This window comes from Desulforamulus reducens MI-1 (genome assembly GCF_000016165.1).
Classification (GTDB): Bacteria; Bacillota; Desulfotomaculia; order Desulfotomaculales; family Desulfotomaculaceae; genus Desulfotomaculum; species Desulfotomaculum reducens.
Genome location: NC_009253.1, coordinates 2,852,304 through 2,872,514, shown reverse-complemented (window position 1 = coordinate 2,872,514; position 20,211 = coordinate 2,852,304). Strand labels below are relative to the sequence as shown.

Sequence of the window (20,211 nt, the reverse complement as noted above, 5' to 3'; positions counted from 1 at the left end):
TAGGAGAGTTTATGAGAAAGATACCGTTGGATTACATAAGGCCAGGTATGCAAACTGCTAAAAGGGTTTACAGTGCATCAGGCCATGTTTTATTAAATGCTGGTGTTAAACTAACATCAGGCTACATCCAACAATTAAAAAAATTAGGTATTCCATCCCTATATATTGAAGATAAATTCACAGAGGACATTCTCATTAAAGATGTTATTCCAGATGAACTACGAATGCAAACCATTAAAGAGGTTAAAAACATTTTTAGTAAGGAAGTCGGTTCGGGAAAATTCACCTATCAAGATGCAGCTAGGATGGAAAGAGCGGTGCAGGATATTATTACAGAGTTAATTTGCAATCGGGCTGCGGTGGTCAATATCACTGATATTAGGTCCTATGATGATTATACCTATGCCCATTCTGTAAATGTTTGTATCCTTGCTATTTTAGCTGGTCTGTCAATGGAACTAAGTAAACCCTCCCTTTATCATTTAGGTATGGGAGCTCTGTTACATGACATAGGAAAGGTGCAGATTCCCCGGGCCATACTGAACAAGCCTGGCAAACTTACGGCGGAAGAATTTACCGTAATTAAAAATCATTCAACCTATAGCTACAATAGTTTAAGAAAATATGAAGGTATCAGTCACCTAAGTGCCCTAATAGCTTACGAACACCATGAAAAATATGATGGATCTGGCTATCCAAAGGGCCTTAAGCAAGGAGAAATTCATCAGCTTTCTCAGATAACCGGTATGGTAGATATGTATGATGCACTAACCGCGGACAGGGTCTATCGTAAAGCTTTTCCGCCCCAGGAAGCCTGCGAAATGATTGCGGCGGCCGGGAACTATTTTTTTGATTTCAATATTATTGATCCCTTTTTACGAAACATAGCGCCCTACCCACTGGGAACCTTTGTGGAATTAAGCAATGGCTGTCTGGGGGTGGTGGTCGAAGTGGAAAAGGGGTATCCCGCTAATCCTACGGTACGAGTGCTTTTGGATCAGAATAAAGAACCAACAAGTTCCTATTTAATAAACTTAGGGGAAAAATTGGATTTGGTTATCTCTCAGGTGGTGCCAGAAAATCAACTGTTAAAATTGGAACAGGGTAAACTAAAAGCTAGATAAAATATAAGTTGTTGGATGCTGACAAATCCATATAATATTATGACAATGGTCTAAATAGACATAGAGTACGGCAAGCTCCGACACTTTTAGTTTAGCATATCGGAAGTATAAAATTTTCCGACATGCATAAGAGCAACAGCTTACGCCGTCGCCTAAAGGCTCTCGTGCCCTATAGGGTATAGCGTAAGCCAAGTTTTCTTTAGATATTTAAATCTTTCTGTACATCCTTGCGATTTGTATACCAGTAGGTAAACCAGGCCACTACGAGGAACATGGCCAAAGCAAACCAGTTGTTGGCTGCCAGAACAGTTCCCTTAAGGAAAGCTATATTGTATTCAATATAGGCAAAGAAGGCAATCAAAATACCGATCAAGGCATCTCCGGCAATCAGTCCGGAAGAGATTAGTACACCTCGCTCAACTTTATCTTTCAATTCATCCTGGGCAGCAATGCCCTTTTCTACTAGGATTCGTACAACCCCCCCAAAGAGAATACCCATACTTAAATGCACCGGCAGGTAAAGACCAAGGGCCACTGGAAGGATGGGCAGACCCATCAAATATATGGCCACCCCAAATACCAGTCCCATAATCACAAACTCCCAGGGCAGAGTACCGGTAATAACACCTTTGGTTACCATTGACATTAATGTAGCTTGGGGCGCTGGCAGATCTGCAGAGCCCATTGTATAGGCCCCGTGCAGCATAACAATAATGGCACCAACAAAATAAGCACTGGCAATGACACCTACATATTGGGCAACCTGTGCATATTTAGGCGTGCCCCCTAAAATAAAGGTGGTCTTAGCGTTCTGGGCTGTGGCACCGGCCACCGCAATGGCCACACAAACAATGGAACCCAGTACAATAGCCACCACCATACCAGTTTCTCCGGAAAATCCCAAACCTTTTACAATGGCACTGAGTACCAATAACGTTGCAATGGTCATGCCGGACACAGGATTATTGGATACACCGACGATGCCAACAATTCGGCTGGAAACCGCGGCAAAAAAGAAACCGAAGAACAAAACGGAAAGGGCACCCACAACCCCACCGGGAACAATGGGTGTAAAGGTAATGATGGCGGCCACCAGCAGGGTGCCTCCTAACACGATGGCCAGAGAAAGATCCTTTTCTGTACGTTTTTCGCTTTCGCCTCCCTGGCTGGACGCCAAGCCGGACATGGCAGCCCGAAAGGATTTAAAAATTGTAGGAGCAGAGGTTGCTAAGGAGATAAAACCACCGGCAGCCACAGCTCCGGCACCTATATAGCGTACATATTTACTCCATATGGCCCAGGCATCCATCTGGGCAATGGGAACGTCACTGGGGAAAATGGCAGTGGGCACTGCTTGTCCGAAGTAACTGATGAGAGGGATAATAACCAACCAGGCGAACAGTCCACCTGCCAACATAAACTTCCCCACATCAAAACCCACGATAAAGCCCACCCCCAGCAGTGAGGGCAGAGCATTAATGCCTATAAGCCCGTTGGAGAGGAAGGGGAGTTTCCACTCAGGGCTTTCGCGCCAAGCCATCAAACCGCTGGAGAAAAACTTATATACGCCACCAACGGCAATTCCTGCAAACACTAAACCTGCTCCGGCACCGCCCTTTTCACCGGATACCAGCACCTCTGCACAGGCCATACCTTCTGGGTAGATGAGCTTTCCATGCTCTTCAACGGTTAGATATCTTCGTAAGGGAATAAAAAACAAGACACCAATAAGACCACCCAGTACCGAGGCAATGACCACGGTCATTACTTTCATATCCATACCCCAGAGAAACAGAGCTGGCAAGGTGAACATAATACCCCCGGCAATACTTTCACCGGAGGAAGCCACAGTTTGCACGATGTTTCTCTCTAAAATGTTACCGCTACGGAAAAATAACTTATAGAGTCCGGTGGCCAGTACCGCAGCGGGGATAGAAGCACTGACTGTTAGACCAACTTTTAAGCCAAGATATGTATTGGCTACGCCAAAAAGCACCGAAAGTACAGCACCAATAACCAGGGACCTGACAGTAAACTCAACCAATGCCTTTTGTGTGGAGACAAAGGGTACATATTTTTTGCCGGAGATCCCTCCGTAGGCTCCCTCCAAACTATCACTTTTTTGTTCTACGACGTCCTGGTTAATGATATCTCTTGCTTTTTTAGCCAAGTCTTACACCACCTTTCTCTAAGAAACCATCAGGGTTCCTTCCTTCAGAATTTCTTGCCCGTCCACTATAAGGGTAGGTTTAAGTAATATGCCGTCTAAATGGATCGGTACCTCCACCTTCCCACCGAAACTAACACTGTTGCCCAGGGCCACGTGAACTGTACCCAAAACCTTTTCATCTTCCAGTACATTGCCTGTAATAATGGCTTTATCATTTGTACCTACACCCAATTCTGCGATATTATAAGCATCCCTACCAAGGGGTTTTAACATCTCCTCCAGAACCTTGGCGCCCTGACCTCCCTGGATACCAATGGCATAGCCGTCTTTCACTGTAATATGGATAACTTCTCCCTTCAACATACCGATGCCGGACATGGCTCCATCAATAACCAGTACCCCGTTGCTGGTTCCCTCCATGGGAGCGATATAGGCTTCTCCTGCGGGCAGGTTGCTGAAGGATCCCCGTTCCTGTAGCATACCGGTATCAGGGTGGGCAGCACGGCCCTTTAAAGACATGGTAAGGTTGGTACCTGCGGGTGTGGTTATATGGGCTTCATTGCCGGCGTTTAAAATCGTAGCGATCTTATGACTTAGGGTTTTAATCCTTTGATAGTCCGCAGCCATTGTTCGAGCCAGCATTTCTCCTGTAACACCAGGCATTGAAGCAATTCTGGCACCGCTTTGATTGGCTTCGCGACGGGCCTTTGTATGAGACAGAGACTTGGAAGTGGCAGCGATCACTACGTGTGCCTTCTTCATGGCTTCAGCAATTGCTTCAGGAGGTTCTTCGCCATTCACTGAACGGGGAAGCATTTCTAAATAAAGGGCTTCTGTACCCAGCTCTATGGCCTGCTCCCAAAGGGTGGAACCTACGGTTTTTGTGCCCTGATCGGCAATCACTAAAACAGTTTCCCCCTTTTTCACGCCTAGACAGACATCTAAAGCAACTTGTGCACCAAATTGTAAACTACTCATGCTAATCCCTCCTTAAGAATATTGTTTCTGTTAAGTTTCATATTTACTCATATATTATTTTCACTACGGTGTTTTACCAGAAACAAGTGAAAGGAATAACAATATTCGCATGGTGTAACTTTTTTATTTTCTTTTGCATATTTTGACAAGAAATAAATTAAAGGATGTGAGATGGATGTTGTCACCTCAAATGGATCCAAAGGAATTAAAATTATTAATCCCCCTTTTAGCAAAGGAGGATATGGAAGACCTGCTGAAGGAGATTGATGATCTTATTCACTATGAACAGGATGCACATAAATTAATGCGATTATTTGATAACAAAGAAATCTTGGAAAAAGCGATCAATCATTATTAGAAAAAAGTAAAATATAAATGCTTAAAAATACTTATTACTTTTTATACGCTGGTACTATAACTGTGAAAAATGTGGACAACATTGTGGATAACCTGTTAGTAGGTAATATAAAATGTTGATAACTTAGTTAATGTCTTTAAATATTTAATCTGATAAAGAATAAATACTGACCCATAGGATAATATTAAGTTCACATAATCTACGCACTGAACATTTTTCTCTGCCATGGCAGAGAATTTTTTTGGCAAACCAGAAAGTATAAAACTTTCCTATACATAAGGGCAACTAAGGCTTCCGCCGGCGTCTAAAGACTTGGCGCAAGCCTAGTTTTTCTAAGAAACAGCTGCTTTATGCACTGCTATTTTATGGATCAAGTGCTGGTAGACTAGGGTAGCAACCAATAAAATCACCGAAGTCATAACGATGGAACCACCGGGTGCTAGGTTTATGTAAAAGGAGGCAAACAAGCCTACCAAGATTGCACTTTCTGCAAACAAAATGGCTAGCAGCATGGCGCTGCGGAAACTGGAGGCCAAGCGCATGGAAGTGGCAACAGGTAAAACCATCAATGAAGAAACCAGTAAGATCCCCACCACCCGGATGGACATGGCAATGGTCAAGGCGGTGATTATGGTAAAGCAGATGCTAATGGCGTCCACGGGTATTCCACTTACACGGGCATGGTCTTCATCGAAGGAAATAGCAAACATTTCCTTATTTAACAGGTGAATCAAAAGGAGAATGGAAAAACCCATCAAAGATATGATTTTTAGGTCATCGGTACTGATTGCCACAATGCTGCCAAACAGATAACTAATAAAGTTTGCACTATATCCCTTGCCTAAATCCAAAAGAATGGCCCCCAAGGCCACCCCGGCGGAAAGAATAATGGCAATGGAGATCTCAGAATAAGTATGGTAGGCCTTGCGCAGCCGTTCTATCAATAGTCCTCCTCCGGCGGCAAATAGTGAAGCACTTAATACCGGGTGAATACCCGTTATGATCCCTGCAGCCACACCGGATAAACAAACATGGGCTAGGGCGTCGGAAATCATAGACATTCTACGCACAGTAATAAATAAACCTACAGCGGGACAAATAAGACCTACTAAAAATCCAGCTATTAAGGCCCGCTGCATAAACTCATATTGAAAGATTTCCATAACAAGGCTCCTTTGCTTTTACATGATTATTGATCCGTCTATCGCAAAAGCGTAGTTGGTTTTCAGGGTCGTTAAAACTATGACAAGAACAGGTACAAATATGTTTATCCAGGCAAATTTGGTGACTCACCAGAGAGGACAAGCCCTCCAATTCATGGGAGACGATCAGCATGGTAATACCCTGACAGCGGTTTAGATCCTTTAGTAACTCATACATGGATGCTAAAGCATGGCTATCAACTCCAGTGTTTGGTTCATCCAGAATTAGGAGGTCCGGTTGTGAAACCAAAGCCCGGGCCAAGAGAACTCTTTGCTGTTGCCCGCCAGAAAGGGTACCGATAGATTGATTAGCAAATTGTTTCAAACCCACCTGCTCCAGAATCTGCTCAACAAGAACATGATCTTGTTTTGTCAGTGAGCGGAAAAGTCCCCGCCGGGGGACCCGACCGGAACAAATCACTTCCCTGACAGTGGCTGGAAACTGGGCGTTAAAACCAGTTGCCTTTTGGGCCAGATAACCAATGCGAAATCTTTCCTTTAGTTTGTGTGCCTCAGTACCAAATAGTTTAATAGAACCAGCAGTGGGTTTTAATTGACCCAGTACCAGCTTTAATAGGGTAGTTTTACCAGACCCGTTAGGACCGATAATGGCTACCACATCACCGGATGAGATACTAAGGTTAATGTTATTTAGTACCGGGTGGCAACCATAGGTAAAACTCAGGCCTTCTATTGTAATGATTTTCTTATTCATTTTGTCCAACTCCCAGAGCAATTTTTAAATTTTTGAGATTATGCCGCATTACAGAAAGATAATTTTCCCCCGCTGCCAGTTCTTGTTCCGAGAGCCCTCCCAAAGGATTTAAGACCAAAACTTCAGCCTTTAACTCACGTGCAATTGTCTCAGAAACTTTTGGATTTACCAGCGTTTCAAAAAAAATGTAGTTTATGTTTTTTTTCCGGGCAAGTTCCACGATGGCAGCCATATCTGCGGGGCTGGGTTCATTTTCAGCCGAAATCCCCCGAACGGGAATTTCTATCAACCCATAGCGCTTGGCCAGATAACCAAAGGCAGAGTGGGAAGTAACAAATTCTTTTTTGCTGACATTAGCTAAACCAGATTGATACTCTTCATGGAGTTTATCCAGCTCTGCCTTAAATTGCAGGGCATTGGCTTCATAAGAGGCTTTGTTCCTCATATCCGTTTTTACTAGACCGGCTAAAATATTATCTACCATTATTTTGGCATTAATTGGGTCCAACCAAACATGGGGATCTTTATTCCCATCTTTTCCAGCATTTTTATCATCGTGGTGGTGCATACTTCCAGGGATTAATTGAATATTTTGGCCTGCATTAATAACGGTAATCTTTTGCCTATCCAGACTGGTTATAATCTTATCGGCCCAGGGTTCTACACCGGTTCCACTGAGAATGATGACATCGGCTTCTGTCATTTGGGCAACATCCTGGGGGCTGGGTTCCCACTCGTGGGGTTCTGATCCAGGTGGTATAATATTTTTTACAATCACGTGGTTACCGCCCACTTGTTTGGCAAAATCATAAAGGGGATAGATACTGGTATAAACTCTTAGTAAATCCTTCTGGTCATCCTTCTCTTGTATTTGTTTTGTTCCACAACCTGTAGTGATACCTGTTAGTAGGAAAAACACCAGAAAACTGACAATAATTCTATTCATCAAAACATCCTCCTTTATTTGAACACTTTTCACATAATCCAAATATTTCAAAATGATGGCTTTGAATTTTAAACTTATTTTTCTTGTCTAACTCCAAGAATTGCAAAGGGCAATAATGAATTTCCTCTGCCGCACCACATTGGGTGCAAATAAGATGGTGATGGTGAGAATCGCTACCCATCTCATAACGAACTCTCCGTTCTCCCAGATTCAGTTCCCTTAAAATCCCCAACTGCTTCAGCATGTTTAAATTCCGATAAACAGTATCCAGGCTAACGCCTGGGAAGCTTTGGATAACCTCAAGATGAATTTCCTCAGCGCTGGGATGCTTATTCTCGGTATCTAGAAAAGCCTTGAGAATTGCTTGGCGCTGGGGGGTTACTTTTACTCCCTTTTCCTTTAGCTGTTGGATATATAATTGTATTGTTGACAAATAATCACCTTCTCAAATAGGAATAAATCTTATCTACTATTAATTATTATAACGGAATTAGAAATATGTCAATTAAAGATAAATAAATAAAGGAAAATGAAAAACATAAAATCATTTTAACTTTCAATATTGAATATTAAAGGGAGTTCGAAAGGTTATTTTTAATATAGCCTGAACCGGCTTGGAAGCTATGCAACGGGGCGGTTGTTTAGCGATGAGAACCTACACTGACAAAGATGAGGTAATATTTGTGGTGCAGGCTGAGGGAATAGGCATTCCACCGGAAGTTATGGAGAAGTTAGGAACTCTCTTTTTAAAGAAGATTATCTGCAGTATTTTCTAATATTTTAATTAGTATAGAGTCGGTTATTTAATTAATGGATATCAATGTCTCTTTGAACTGTTTTTTGTATCAATTTGGTGCATTAGGATGGCAAAAGAGTACTAAAGTGGTACTAGAAAGTGTTCCATAATCTCTCTTACCAGCACTGAAATGCGGCTAATCTGGTGCATGATTGGGAGAGTATCAAAATCATTGGGCTGTTTAGTAATTTTATATTATGATGTATAAATCTTATAAAACATACTTTTATTTTTGGCATATAAATTGCACTGTTTATTGTTAAGGTTTTAATAAAGGACTAAAAGTTATTAGTTAACCTTAAAGTTAATTTATACAATTAAATGTTTGCAATTTTAAAATATTTTAATTTTGTGGGAGTGCGCCTGCTTATAGTGCTTCCATTTTTTTTGTAAAAAATACCGCCACGGGGGCGGTAAATAAAATTAGGAGTATCTCTTGTTTGCTATTTTTTCTAGGGAGTTTGCCATTCGTTTCATGTAACTCATAAACGGAAGTGTCATGGCTATTGAGGCCAATGTCATAATCATAAAGGCTGCACCATGAGGCCGATGATAGTTATGAAACATAAATTACACCCCCCTTATCATTATTGTTAACCCTTTATTAAAAAAAACTCGCTGAAGATTATGGAATAGACTTCTTTCAAATTTTATTTTTAAATTGCAGTTAAACATAGAAAGGCGTTAACTTTTGTGGTTAAAGTCTTTTGTAGTTTTTAGATAAAGTTTTCTTGGAGTAACTTTAACTATTTTGTTACTTTTTAAGAAAGAAGTTATCATATACTAAACCCATAGACTAAGAAATAGAAATAGGGTGAAAAAACATGATTCGAAAAATCAAATCAGGAATTACAGCACTTCTAATTAGTTCGCTTTTGACTGGCTGTAACTTTATGCAAAGCCCCATGGAACTCCTTAAACAACCCAGTATGGATGTCAGTCAGGCTGAGATGAAACGGGCTGCAGAGCAATTCTTGCCCACTGGGTCTCAATTTACAATTCCATTGAAGCCTTCCGGCACAGGCAGCTTTAGGCAAGCGGATCTAGATGGCGATGGCTCCAAAGAGTTACTGGCTTTTTATAAAAATCTGCAGGCTGGCTATGAAATGGGAGCCTTAATATTGAAAAAAGAAGATGGTAAATGGCAGTTGCAAGATCACATTAAAGGGTTGGGGCAGAGCATTGATTATGGCGATCTGCAGGACGTAACCGGTGATAAAAAACCGGAATTGCTTGTGGGCTGGTCCGGAGCTGACGGGTACGAAAAGGAACTGGAAATTTATTCTTTTCAAGATAAAAAAGCCAAAAGAATAGGTCAATATACTTATAACAGCTTTTCCACTGGGGATCTGGACGAAGACGGTAAGGCCGAGTTGGCAGTACTCTTTAGGAATAACAAGGAAATACCCTCGGCTGAGTTGCATCTATATCAGGCGGTGTCAGGGGAACTGAAGCAAACTGCTAAACTGGAGTATGAAGGAGGCTACCCCGCGGGTGTGGTCATCGGGCAGGCCAGTAAAGATCGTAAAGGCATCTTTGTAGATATCGGAGAGGGGGCCCATTCTGCAGTTACACAGTTAGTTTTTTTAGAGAACAATACCCTAAGGAATGTTTTCAGCCAATCCCGTACCTTTAAACCCTATTCGCTTCCTAGCGAAGATGTGGACAAGGATGGTGTTATGGAGATCGGCATAATGTATGAGCCACCGGGTACAGAACAAATGGCAATGGCAGAAATACCCTGGGTGAACAGGTGGTACAAGTGGGATGGTAAAGATGGGTTGCTTCCAGTGCTGGAGGAATACTCAAATTACATATTTGGTTACAGATTTATTATTCCTCAGAACTGGATCGGCAAATTTACAGTTAAGGAAATCGAGGACAATCCTGAAAAAGGGGTGGAGTTTGACTATATTGGTAAAGGCAAAATGCCTTTGGCTAAATTGCTAACTCTGCATATCGTACCCCAAAATAAATGGCAAGAACAGGAAAAAGAGTTCAAGAAAAGCCAGGCCCCATACATTGTTCTTGGTGAAAAGGGTCAAATGGTGTTTGTGGGTGTATTCCCAGAAAAGGAGAACAAGCTTTCCGGTAAGCCTTTGCAGGAGTATCAAGAATTGCTATTAAAACAGGAGCAAGTGAAGGAACAATTTGAATTTATATCGTCTCCGTACTAGAGAATGTTGATAACAGATTCAATTGGGGATGGTGCTATGCAAAAAATATTGGTGCTGGAAGATGAGGAGTCAATCCGTAGTTTTATTAGGGTTAACTTAAAAAGAAACGGATTTCAGGCGGTGGAGGCCTGCAGCGGAGAAGAAGCTTTGGAGAAAGTAGAGCAAGCGGGTCCCATTACCGTAGCTCTCTTAGATGTAATGCTGCCAGGTATTGACGGTTTTGAGGTTTGTCGGATATTAAAGGAACGCTATCCCGGCTTAGGCATCATTATGCTTACTGCCAAGGGGCAGGAAGCGGATAAAGTATCTGGACTGGTACTGGGCGCCGATGATTATGTGGTAAAGCCCTTTAGTCCAAAGGAATTGATTGCCAGGATCAATGCACTAATAAGACGGTTGCAGCCCTTTAACACTCAGCTAGGAGGGGAAGCTGAGAACAGGCTATGCTCCGGTATTTATTGTATCTGCCTGGACAAGAAGAAGTTTTACAAAGGGGAGAAAGAAATTGATCTTACGCCTAAGGAATTTGAAATTATCAAGTTGTTTTTACACAATGTAGATAAAGCCATTAGCCGGGATGATATTTTAAACCAGATTTGGGGACGTCATTATATTGGCGATTTAAAAATTGTGGATGTGAACATCCGCAGAATCAGGCAAAAAATTGAGAATGACCCATCAAATCCCGCTACGTTAGAAAAAGTATGGGGGTATGGTTATCGCTGGCGGGGAGGAGTTGAGAATGAAGGGCATTAAAAGAAGGATGGTCTGGCACTATGTTATCGTTATCTTTCTAACTGTGCTTGTGCTTGAAGGTTTGTTTATAGGTACCATAAGACAATATTACTTTGGCAGTGCCGAGCAGGCACTGGTGAGCCGTGCCACTGTTTCTGCGAACTTTTATAATAAATACCTACGAGATTATAATTTTTATTTAAAAACAAATGCCCAAAAAATATTGGAAACTTTACCCAAGGATGAACCAGCTAGAATTGAGATCATAGACTGGCAGGGGAACGTGCTGGTAGATTCTAATGGTTTTCCACGGGCTCAAAGGGTGGATTCACCGGACTTTAAGGAAGCCCTGGCAGGGAAAACCGGGGTCTGGAGGGGGAAAAACGACATCACCGGGGAAAGAATTCTTGCTGTTTCCAACCCATTAAAAGATGGGAACCGATCTGTGGGGGTTCTGCGGTATGTTGTTTCCCTGGAAGCTTTACATAACGTGGTGTTGAAGATAACCCTTGTTTCTGTGACCGTGGGTTTATTAGTTGTGCTCCTGGCTGTGGGAGTAAGCTTAGTCCTAGCCAGAAGCATTGTCATTCCTCTGCAAGAAGTGACCCGGGTTGCCGGGCAAATGGCCAAGGGAGACTTTTCGGTGAAAGCGACAAAAAGGGAGGATGACGAAGTAGGAAAACTGGCCGATACTCTCAATTATATGTCTGAAGAAATTCTTAAGAGCGATAAAATGAAAAATGATTTTATATCGTCCATATCCCATGAGTTAAGAACACCCCTTACCTCCATCAAGGGCTGGGGCGAAACCCTTTTCGGTGAGGAACTGCAGGACAGGGAGGAAGTGAAGGAAGGACTGAACATCATCTGTAAGGAAACAGACCGGATGATCGGCTTGGTAGAAGAGCTTTTGGATTTTTCAAGGTTTCAGTCTGGTCGTATTAAATTAAACCTGGAAAAGATAAATATTAACTCCCTTTTAACCGAAGTGATTCAGCAATACGCCATACGGGTTCGTCAGAAAAAAATTGAGATGCCGTACCAATTTAATGACAGTGTGCCAGAGATAACTGGAGACAGAAACCGTTTGAAACAAGTCTTTATTAACTTATTGGATAATGCCGTTAAGTTTACTCCATTTTGTGGTAAGGTACAGATTAGCACAGAATATTCAGAGGGAACAATTAAAATAGACTTTGTCAATAGCGGAGAAGGGATCCGGTCGGAAGACCTTCCCCGTGTAACGGAAAAATTTTACAAGGCCAATGCCAACCGCCCCGGAAGTGGTCTGGGATTGGCAATTGTTAAGGAGATTATTAATCTTCATCAGGGTGACTTGCATATTGAAAGCATCCCGGGGCAGAATACCAGGGTGACCGTAATTCTCCTAGGAGAGCAGAAAAAACTCTAGGTGCTCTTTTGTAAGAATGTGGATAGTCCATGGTCATTGGGTCTTGGCAGCTTAAATGATAGACTAGTATTGCTGGCAATAAGGAAGAATATTTAGATTAAATTAAATATTGGAATATTAATTCTTACTGACACAAACCATTTTTTTCCTACGTCTAATAATAAATTATAAAAGTAGGGGGAAAAACATGGGTGTAGGAAAGAAACTAGTTATATTTCTAGCCGTCTTTATTATTCTTCCAACACTACTTGGGTTATTTATGATTTTCACCCAAGTAAATAAGAATATCAAGGATATGGAGCAGGAGACAGTAACTAACAAAAACAAGGTAGTGCAGAAATTAATCGCACAATTCGGAGTGAATTTAGAGAAAACACTTGTAGCCAATGCACGGTGGACAGCTTGTTACGAAGCCTTAAAAAACATGATATTAATTGGTTAGAAAATAACCTTTTAGATGAAGACTGTGACTTTATTATTGTTTCAGATAAAGAGGGTAGCGTCATTGCAAATAAAGATGCCCCTTTTGATTTAATCACAGAAATACCAGTTGACATAACCAACAAGATTAAAACCTTAGATTTTATAAACGGCATTTTTCTTACGGATAAAGGTCCGGCTATTATTACCGTGGCTAATGTTAAGAATAACGAAGGCGGGGGAGAACCGCCCGGTCTGTTAATATATGGTCGTTATATAACAAAAGAATTACTAAGTGAGGTTAAAAAAACATCGGACTCGGATATAACAATTTTTACAAATGGAGCTATAGTAAGTACTTTAGAACAAAAATCAGAAATAAACTAATTAAAAGCTATTCGTGAGAGAATAAAATCATCCGATAAAATAACAATTCAACTTCAAATCGGAAAGTAACTTTCCGAGCCAAGTTAAAGCTCCAAAATAACCAATTTTTGGTTATACCGCTTGAGCTGCTATGTTGCCTGAATGCCTAATCACTCGGAAAGCGTTATCACTGCTGTATACTCCAATAAAAAGCTAGATTTTAGGGTGCAGTTAATAAGACCCATCTTTTTTGGATCAGTGATATCATATTTGATTAATTCGATTAGTCTCGAGTTTGTTTAACCTGAACTTACGGCAACCCATGCCTGTATGCAAAGGAATTCTTGTAATTTTTCCTTAGCATTCTTCAATGCCTTTTGCAGCCAGGGATTAGGGGCTAACTTTATATGGCGGTAACGGTTGTTGCCTACAATGTTCCCAGGTACATTCAGTATTTTACGGCGGATAGTGGGCACTTCAGCACGGCTGTCTTTGCCATCCAATAAGGCCAAGCGAAACCAGTTGAGAAGGTTATACGATAATACTTTGAGCCACATAAAGGCTTTGTTTCGATCCATCTCTGCTTGGCTCATTTTTTCAAAGCCTAAGCCAACCTTGAGTTCATCAATTTTGTTTTCGATATTGCAACGCTTATTGTATTCGTGCCATACCTCCTCTGGGTTGTGCTCGTCACTAGAAGTAATTATCACCTGGTAGTCGAATGTCTTCAGGTCAAAGTTAAGTTGATCGCCGCATGCCTTAGGTTCTTGAGTTTCACGGATAAATACAAACCTGCGGGCTTTGGACCATTTAGGTAATGGAATGGTGATTTCTGCTGCAGCATAATGGTTGCTCAAAGACTGCCACTGGTTCTGGTCATCAAGGTATTTAATGACCTTTCTCATATTACTGGTGAGTTTAGCCTTACAAATATACTCGATGCCCTGTTCTTCCAGGTAGGCAAAGTTATCCTCATCAAAGAAACCTTTATCTATGCGGATACCTTTTACGAGGATATTCTGGGCAGCTAAGATCTCTAATGTCTCTTTAAGGAATTCCATAAATTGGCCATTGCTGGCGACGTTCCCACTATATAACCCGGCATTGACTAGTTCGCAAGTTCCAGAGATAAATGCTACCTTTACCTTGTAGGAAGGCCTCCCGTGGTACCGAGGATTGTAACCGACTTTTGATCCTTCCTGTTTCCCAAAAACAGTGAGGACACTGTCATCAATATCTAGCCAGACTTCACGGGGCTGATCGGATTTGGCCTTTAAGGACAGCATTTCCTGATTCACCAGAGGCAATTGGTTTAATGCCTCCTGCTCACAGATAAGAGATAGAAAGTTCCGCAAAGTGCTTTCGTCAGGCACTTGTGTTACTTCTTTAATTTTCTGGTATCCAGGGTCAGTTTGCAGAGCATTCATATGAGAAAACCGTAATAATCCCAAGGAAAGGGCATCAATGATTGTATCTAACAACCCTGTATCAGAGTATTTACAGTTATGATGTCGCTTAAGGGAAACCCCTTTAAGCATACCCTTGAAATCAATGGCTTGCTTAAACGCCTCTAGTATGCCAAAATTTCCATAAGCAGTTACAGAAGTATTGTCAAAGCTAATCGGAAGATCACTTTTGCTAGTCAGGCGTTGAAGAGAATGTAATTTCTTCTGATATTTACGTTCCAAATCACGTCGTTGTTGACGGGTCAAAGTTTCAAGTTGATTTGTGGTAATAAATTGTGATACCATCATTTCAGAGGGTCACCATCCTTTTGGAATGTTTTGTTTGGACGCTAAACAATTCCGTAGAAGGGGCGGTGTACCCTCTTTTTCTGTCAAATTTTTTACAACAAAAAATGGTTATTAGACCTTGATGTTATTGGGTTTTTAAACTTTACTTTCCGTATCTAAGTTCAATCCTATGCCCACAATAATGAAAAATATTATGATTCCTTTTCTGCAATGAAAGATATCAGCGGGCAGCCTACTGTAATGCTGCTGAACACCAGCAGTTCAAAGGCCAGCCTAGCCGTAAATAATAAATTTGTGTACTATACCACCGGTGTGTCGGTATTTATTATTGTGGGGATTGCTTTGCTCTATGTTATGCAAAAAAAGAAACTAATCAATCCTATCCTGCTGATGGCTAACAGTATGAAGCAAATAGCCACTGGTGACCTTAATACAGTTGTTCATTATAAGTCGGATGATGAGATAGGGATGTTAGCAGATAATATCAATGAAATGACCAGTAAACTAGCTCGTTTAACAGATGATATTCAAGACACAACACGAACACTAGCTAACTACAGTAACCATATAGCGGACGCTAACGAAGAAATTAGTTCCACAATTCAGCAATTAGCTGGCACCAGTTCGGAAATTGCAGCAGCAACAGAAAATGGATATAACATTACATTACAGTCTGTTAATGAAGCCCAAGTTACTAAAAATGTAGCTTTGGAGGGTGTACAAATAGTAAATAAAGTAATTGAGAAGGACAGACAGATTTCTGAATTAGCCTCGGTAATAAACGAAGATGTAAACAAACTTACGAACCTATCAGAACAGGTAGGAAAAATTATAGAAGTGATTACAGGGATTGCCGACCAAACAAATCTGTTAGCGCTAAATGCTGCCATCGAAGCAGCTAGGGCCGGCGAACAGGGTAAAGGTTTTTCTGTTGTGGCAGAAGAAGTACGAAAGTTGGCAGATCATAGTGGGACATCCGCTAAGGAAATAGCCCGAATGGTATATAATATTAAGGAAGGCATTGAAAGTACGAGCAAGAATCTTGCCATAACTAGTCTAGAATGCGAACAGAGCCTACTGTTAACCAGAGAAGCCGGGGAAGTGCTTGATAATATTAAAACAGAAACAAATAAAAATATCGAAATGGTACAAACAGTAAACGATAGGTTTAAACTAACATTGGAGGGCGTAGAATCTCTTGCAGCCAGTAATGAACAAGTTTCTGCTTCTATTCAACAAATGAATACGACTGCCCAGTCATTATCTGAAATTGCTCAGCAACTTGAATTAGTAGTAAAACAGTTTAAAGTATAAAAAACCTTGCTTACAAAACTAGGCACCCTGTAAGATCTGAGAGGGCCTTTTCGGGTAAGTACAATTGTACCGCTTTATTACTCTCGCTATAGCAGAATTAAATATTAAATGATTAAACCACCCAGTTTGGAGGAGTTCTCTCCATACTGGGTGGTTTAATCATACTTTATATTATTGAGTGCCTTATTATGATAGCCACTTAATAATAGGAGTGAGGAAATGGCGCCTACCAATGCAAATAGCATATCCCACTGTGTAATCCCAAACATCTCCTTGTGTCCCGAGGAAGGCTTCGGCACTTTCAACCGTTAACATTGCAACCCCAAACTCAAGTAATTCATAGGAGGCACTGATTGCTAAACAGATGCAAGTAATAATAAAAAACATCCAGTGTCCATTTTTTATTATGGATTTTCTAAACAATATCTCTCTTGCTATTATTGCAGGAATAAACCCCTGGGCATAATGACCAAGCCGATCATAATAATTACGGTTTAGATCAAAGACATCTTTCAACCAGTTAAATAGAGGTACTTCTGCATAAGTGTAATGGCCCCCAATCATTAAAATAATTGAATGTAACAAAATTAAATTATAGGTGAAATTGGTGAATTTAAACTTCTGATAGGTAATAAGAAGAATCCCTAACCCAATAACGGCAGGAGAGACTTCTAAAAACCATGTAAAAAAATCATAAGGCTGTATAACTGACCAAATAAAAAAAATAAAATAGATTACTATTAATATCATGTGATACTTTTTGTTGTTCATTACTGCTCCATTCACTTACAAGATAATGTTTTTGTAACAATTTATTTACCCAACTTCTTTAAACAGTTTCTACATTTTTAGGGACAAGGGTGATAGGGAAGTCCCGTTAAAGATGCTTGAATGGGTTTTCCTAAAACTATAAAATAAGTTTAACATTTTAAATAACAATGTTCCACATAGGATGGAGATATTGTGAGATTTATCTAAAAAAATTAAATTCACCCATGAAATAATAGAACAGCCTGGGGGACAAAGGGAAATTCGTTTATGACATAGGTTTACACATACTTGCAATTAACTTAAACATTTTTAGGGGGGATACCTAAGTGATAAATACTTACGAAGAGACAAAGGTAACGGATAGGATTAGCTTAATTGAAGGTGATATTACAAAACTAAAAGTTGATGCCATAGTCAATGCAGCGAATACCTCCTTACTTGGTGGTGGAGGGGTAGATGGTGCAATCCACCTTGCAGCTGGGCCAGCTCTGCTTGAAGAGTGCCGCAAACTAAATGGTTGTCCTACAGGTGAAGCAAAAATAACTGCTGGATATAATCTACCTGCAAGATGGGTTATCCATACACCGGGTCCAATCTGGCGTGGTGGACAAAATAATGAGGAAAGTCTTTTAACTAATTGTTATCGAAATTCTTTAAACCTTGCAGTAAAGAATGAAATAAAAACGATAGCTTTTCCCTTAATTAGTGCAGGGATATATAGATTCCCTTTGGAAAGGGCTGTCAATATTGCTGTTAAGGAAGTGAAACAGTTTCTAGATACAGACGCATCCATCAGTAAAATCTATATAGTTCTTTTTAAAAAGTCCCCTTCAAGTATTATGAAGCTTTTAAAAGATTGAAGATTTGGCAATAAAAAGAAGTGAAATGTCTCGACAATGGACTTATACTTTGCCATAAAATAAAGAGTATGTAAAAAAAGCGTAATAATCAGGAACATTAAGGATAAAATCAGGCGAATCCACAGAACATAGACGCTGATATTCTAACCAATCTTCAGGTGTAACTTCTAATTAGGCTTCCTCCCAACGCATTTAAAGGAGTTCACTTAAAGCAATCCGCATCTCAGGTGTCAATGGTGCACTTATATCACTTACAAATGTTCGAACCGTAGGGTCTATAAGACCAACACGATGAAACCAACATAAAGCACGTATAAAATGGGATTCAGGGGACATTGTTGTTTTAAACGGAGCAATTCCTGAAGAAGTAGTATTTAATCGAGCCTCTAGTAATGGATAGCCAGGAAGTAACCTTAAGCAAACTAAAAACGAGAGGGGTTATCCCTCTCGTTTTTAGTTTGCAGGTAGAATGGTGTCTGCCTACAGCATCCATCGGGGAAGAACCAAACCAAAACTTGAATTCGCCATAGAATTTTATTGACACAAGGTTGGCTGCTCCAATGATAATAATTGCCACTATGCCTGGTATCCACTGTGGCAGATCGGGAAACCAAAATTTTATGTAGAGTCCCACTGCAGTGACTTCTGCCATACCAACGGTCAGGCTGAAACTGTGAACAATAATAGCTAACCACAACAAATGGTTAGCTATTATTGATACAAGCTACGTATATTGGCTATGGCGGCCAATTGTATTATTCATTTCTAGTACAAGGGTATGGTGTACCAAGCAGTAGTAGAATAAGAATTAGAAAGATAATAAAAGCAGGATCATAATATCCTCCGCCTCCGCATCCACCAAGTGAGTATCCCATGTGTAATCCTCCTTCGCTTTAGTATAGTACATAATATGGAGATTTTAATTAATTGTTACAAATGAATAAACAAATTCTTTAACTATCTTATTAACTCGTTAAGAAAAACCTATATGTAAAAATAACTAACCACAAAAGTGGTTAGTTATTCTGTCTATGACTATGGCTTTGGTAACGACTTATTATTTGCTTGCCCCATAGTAAGATTGTCCCGTACCCCTTTTGATGGACATTAGAAACACAAGTATAATAGAAGTTGAAAGGGGTCATAAAAGATGGCAAAGCAATATAGTTCAGAATTCAAAATGGAAGCCATTAAACGGGTGGAATCCTCTGAAGATTCCATAGCCTCGGTTGCAAAAGAGTTAGGTGTAAACACTAACACGCTACATGGTTGGTTAAAAAAATTTTGTGAGAAGCCTGAAGTTCCCTTCCCAGGTAGTGGGAAATTAAGTCCGGAACAAATTCAAACCATCACCTGCCAGTGGCGGAGAATATTTTAAACCGTCAGTTTTCAGCAGAAAAACCCAATATGAAAACGGTCAGCGACATAACCTATCTATGGACAGAAGAAGGCTGGCTTTATATAGCTGGGGTGATGGATTTATGTGGTCAAAAAATAGTTGGGCTCTCAATGAGTGATAGAATACGAAGGAGCTTGTTATCAACGCTCTGGATAGTGCCTGTAAACGGTATAGACATGCCCCAGGGATGTTAATTCACTCTGACGTGGTAGCCAATATTGTTCAAACGACTATCAAAATTACCTTAAGAAGCGCGGTTTTATTTACAGCATGTCCCGGAAAGGAAACTGCTGGGATAATGCCCCAATGGAAGCTTTCTGGGGAAAAATGAAGTACGAGTGGCTCAATGGACAACGTTTTCTAACTCGTGAACAAGCTCGTGCCGCAGTATTTGAATATATGGTAAAGAAAATAAAATTTAAAATTCACTTGAAGGCTAAAATAATGGAAGCCGGTTACACTTTGGATCAACTTGCAAAGGAAATAGGAATAACTCCAAGTAGTCTATCAAAAATATGCAACCAACATTATGACGATATTCACGGTAGTACAATGTTAAAGATTGCTAAAAAAATAAATATAAGACCAGACGATATATGGGAACCCCTGGACGAGTGATCCAGGGGTTTATTTATTATGAGTAATTAGTCTTAAATATTTCATAAATTTCACAACATAGTTATGTTGGTTGTTAACCTTATATATATGTAATACC

21 protein-coding genes and 2 pseudogenes are annotated in these 20,211 nt (G+C 40.4%); 13 read left to right on the top strand and 10 right to left on the bottom strand.

Translation table 11 applies throughout. From position 1 onward, the window contains the following. The first annotated feature begins 11 nt into the window (after window positions 1-11). Entirely contained in the window at window positions 12-1,124 is a 1,113-nt protein-coding gene (locus DRED_RS14155; RefSeq protein ID WP_011878954.1) for an HD-GYP domain-containing protein, read from the top strand. A gap of 199 nt (window positions 1,125-1,323) precedes the next feature. Here the strand turns inward: DRED_RS14155 and DRED_RS14150 are convergent, their stop codons facing one another. Both DRED_RS14150 and DRED_RS14145 read right to left on the bottom strand, forming a co-directional pair. Further along, window positions 1,324-3,294: an OPT family oligopeptide transporter gene (locus DRED_RS14150; protein WP_011878953.1), complete on the bottom strand. Its 1,971-nt coding sequence runs from the start codon at window positions 3,292-3,294 to the stop codon at window positions 1,324-1,326. 18 nt (window positions 3,295-3,312) lie between these two features. After that, window positions 3,313-4,272 carry an aminopeptidase gene (locus tag DRED_RS14145; protein ID WP_011878952.1) on the bottom strand — a complete coding sequence of 320 codons (960 nt, stop codon included), beginning with the start codon at window positions 4,270-4,272 and terminating at the stop codon, window positions 3,313-3,315. A 142-nt stretch (window positions 4,273-4,414) separates the two neighbouring features. Here DRED_RS14145 and DRED_RS14140 point away from each other — a divergent pair, with 142 nt between their 5' ends. Next, window positions 4,415-4,630: a hypothetical protein gene (locus DRED_RS14140; RefSeq protein ID WP_238442531.1), complete on the top strand. Its 216-nt coding sequence runs from the start codon at window positions 4,415-4,417 to the stop codon at window positions 4,628-4,630. Between the two features lie 332 nt (window positions 4,631-4,962). On the opposite strand, the gene DRED_RS14135 is transcribed toward DRED_RS14140, so the two are convergent. The 4 genes from DRED_RS14135 to DRED_RS14120 are packed head-to-tail and all read right to left on the bottom strand — an operon-like array spanning window position 4,963 to window position 7,926. Beyond that, window positions 4,963-5,793 carry a metal ABC transporter permease gene (locus DRED_RS14135; protein WP_011878950.1) on the bottom strand — a complete coding sequence of 277 codons (831 nt, stop codon included), beginning with the start codon at window positions 5,791-5,793 and terminating at the stop codon, window positions 4,963-4,965. Then, window positions 5,774-6,547, bottom strand: a complete 774-nt coding sequence (locus DRED_RS14130) for a metal ABC transporter ATP-binding protein (protein WP_011878949.1) — start codon at window positions 6,545-6,547, stop codon at window positions 5,774-5,776. Before DRED_RS14130 ends, DRED_RS14135 begins: the two co-directional genes overlap by 20 nt. Beyond that, a complete protein-coding gene (locus DRED_RS14125; RefSeq protein WP_011878948.1) occupies window positions 6,540-7,493 on the bottom strand; it encodes a metal ABC transporter substrate-binding protein in 954 nt (317 codons plus the stop codon). The genes DRED_RS14130 and DRED_RS14125 overlap by 8 nt, the downstream gene beginning before the upstream one ends. Further along, window positions 7,486-7,926, bottom strand: coding sequence for a Fur family transcriptional regulator (locus DRED_RS14120; RefSeq protein ID WP_011878947.1), 441 nt, complete (start codon window positions 7,924-7,926; stop codon window positions 7,486-7,488). The genes DRED_RS14125 and DRED_RS14120 overlap by 8 nt, the downstream gene beginning before the upstream one ends. 181 nt (window positions 7,927-8,107) lie before the next feature. On the opposite strand from DRED_RS14120, the gene DRED_RS18860 reads away from it, so the two are divergent. Continuing rightward, window positions 8,108-8,269, top strand: coding sequence for a hypothetical protein (locus tag DRED_RS18860; RefSeq protein WP_156779672.1), 162 nt, complete (start codon window positions 8,108-8,110; stop codon window positions 8,267-8,269). Window positions 8,270-8,712: 443 nt separating this feature from the next. On the opposite strand, the gene DRED_RS18855 is transcribed toward DRED_RS18860, so the two are convergent. Beyond that, the gene (locus tag DRED_RS18855; protein WP_156779671.1) at window positions 8,713-8,856 is read right to left on the bottom strand and encodes a hypothetical protein; all 144 of its coding nucleotides are present in this window, start codon (window positions 8,854-8,856) and stop codon (window positions 8,713-8,715) included. Window positions 8,857-9,113: 257 nt separating this feature from the next. On the opposite strand from DRED_RS18855, the gene DRED_RS14115 reads away from it, so the two are divergent. From DRED_RS14115 to DRED_RS14095, 5 genes are all read left to right on the top strand, one after another. Next, window positions 9,114-10,466, top strand: coding sequence for an FG-GAP repeat domain-containing protein (locus DRED_RS14115; RefSeq protein WP_011878946.1), 1,353 nt, complete (start codon window positions 9,114-9,116; stop codon window positions 10,464-10,466). Window positions 10,467-10,502: 36 nt separating this feature from the next. Next, window positions 10,503-11,222, top strand: coding sequence for a response regulator transcription factor (locus tag DRED_RS14110; RefSeq protein ID WP_011878945.1), 720 nt, complete (start codon window positions 10,503-10,505; stop codon window positions 11,220-11,222). After that, window positions 11,209-12,612, top strand: a complete 1,404-nt coding sequence (locus tag DRED_RS14105) for a HAMP domain-containing sensor histidine kinase (RefSeq protein WP_011878944.1) — start codon at window positions 11,209-11,211, stop codon at window positions 12,610-12,612. The genes DRED_RS14110 and DRED_RS14105 overlap by 14 nt, the downstream gene beginning before the upstream one ends. Window positions 12,613-12,799: 187 nt before the next feature. Beyond that, window positions 12,800-13,054 carry a hypothetical protein gene (locus tag DRED_RS14100; protein WP_011878943.1) on the top strand — a complete coding sequence of 85 codons (255 nt, stop codon included), beginning with the start codon at window positions 12,800-12,802 and terminating at the stop codon, window positions 13,052-13,054. Beyond that, on the top strand, window positions 13,006-13,419 hold the full coding sequence (locus tag DRED_RS14095) for a CHASE4 domain-containing protein (RefSeq protein ID WP_198006902.1): 414 nt from the start codon (window positions 13,006-13,008) through the stop codon (window positions 13,417-13,419). Before DRED_RS14100 ends, DRED_RS14095 begins: the two co-directional genes overlap by 49 nt. Window positions 13,420-13,697: 278 nt before the next feature. Here DRED_RS14095 and DRED_RS14090 read toward each other — a convergent pair whose 3' ends face one another. After that, entirely contained in the window at window positions 13,698-15,152 is a 1,455-nt protein-coding gene (locus DRED_RS14090; protein WP_011876859.1) for an IS1380-like element ISDre2 family transposase, read from the bottom strand. Window positions 15,153-15,362: 210 nt separating this feature from the next. Between DRED_RS14090 and DRED_RS14085 the strand changes: the two genes are divergently transcribed. After that, window positions 15,363-16,466 (top strand): methyl-accepting chemotaxis protein, encoded by a 1,104-nt coding sequence (locus DRED_RS14085; RefSeq protein ID WP_011878941.1) that lies wholly within the window; start codon window positions 15,363-15,365, stop codon window positions 16,464-16,466. Window positions 16,467-16,621: 155 nt separating this feature from the next. Here the strand turns inward: DRED_RS14085 and DRED_RS14080 are convergent. After that, window positions 16,622-17,237 (bottom strand): annotated as a pseudogene (locus DRED_RS14080) (DUF2238 domain-containing protein). 326 nt (window positions 17,238-17,563) lie between these two features. Here DRED_RS14080 and DRED_RS14075 point away from each other — a divergent pair. Next, complete coding sequence (locus DRED_RS14075; RefSeq protein ID WP_011878939.1) at window positions 17,564-18,097, top strand: O-acetyl-ADP-ribose deacetylase; 534 nt, start codon at window positions 17,564-17,566, stop codon at window positions 18,095-18,097. Window positions 18,098-18,440: 343 nt separating this feature from the next. Here the strand turns inward: DRED_RS14075 and DRED_RS18385 are convergent, their stop codons facing one another. Further along, window positions 18,441-18,794: a hypothetical protein gene (locus DRED_RS18385; protein WP_083755180.1), complete on the bottom strand. Its 354-nt coding sequence runs from the start codon at window positions 18,792-18,794 to the stop codon at window positions 18,441-18,443. 453 nt (window positions 18,795-19,247) lie between these two features. On the opposite strand from DRED_RS18385, the gene DRED_RS14070 reads away from it, so the two are divergent. The 3 genes and pseudogenes from DRED_RS14070 to DRED_RS19395 all read left to right on the top strand — a co-directional run bounded on the left by DRED_RS14070 (window position 19,248) and on the right by DRED_RS19395 (window position 20,114). Further along, entirely contained in the window at window positions 19,248-19,475 is a 228-nt protein-coding gene (locus tag DRED_RS14070; protein WP_011878937.1) for a transposase, read from the top strand. Beyond that, window positions 19,424-19,901 (top strand): annotated as a pseudogene (locus tag DRED_RS19400) (IS3 family transposase); the annotation flags it as partial. The gene DRED_RS14070 and the pseudogene DRED_RS19400, both read left to right, overlap by 52 nt. Then, the gene (locus tag DRED_RS19395; RefSeq protein WP_420794787.1) at window positions 19,896-20,114 is read left to right on the top strand and encodes a helix-turn-helix domain-containing protein; all 219 of its coding nucleotides are present in this window, start codon (window positions 19,896-19,898) and stop codon (window positions 20,112-20,114) included. The pseudogene DRED_RS19400 and the gene DRED_RS19395, both read left to right, overlap by 6 nt. Window positions 20,115-20,211 lie beyond the last annotated feature (97 nt).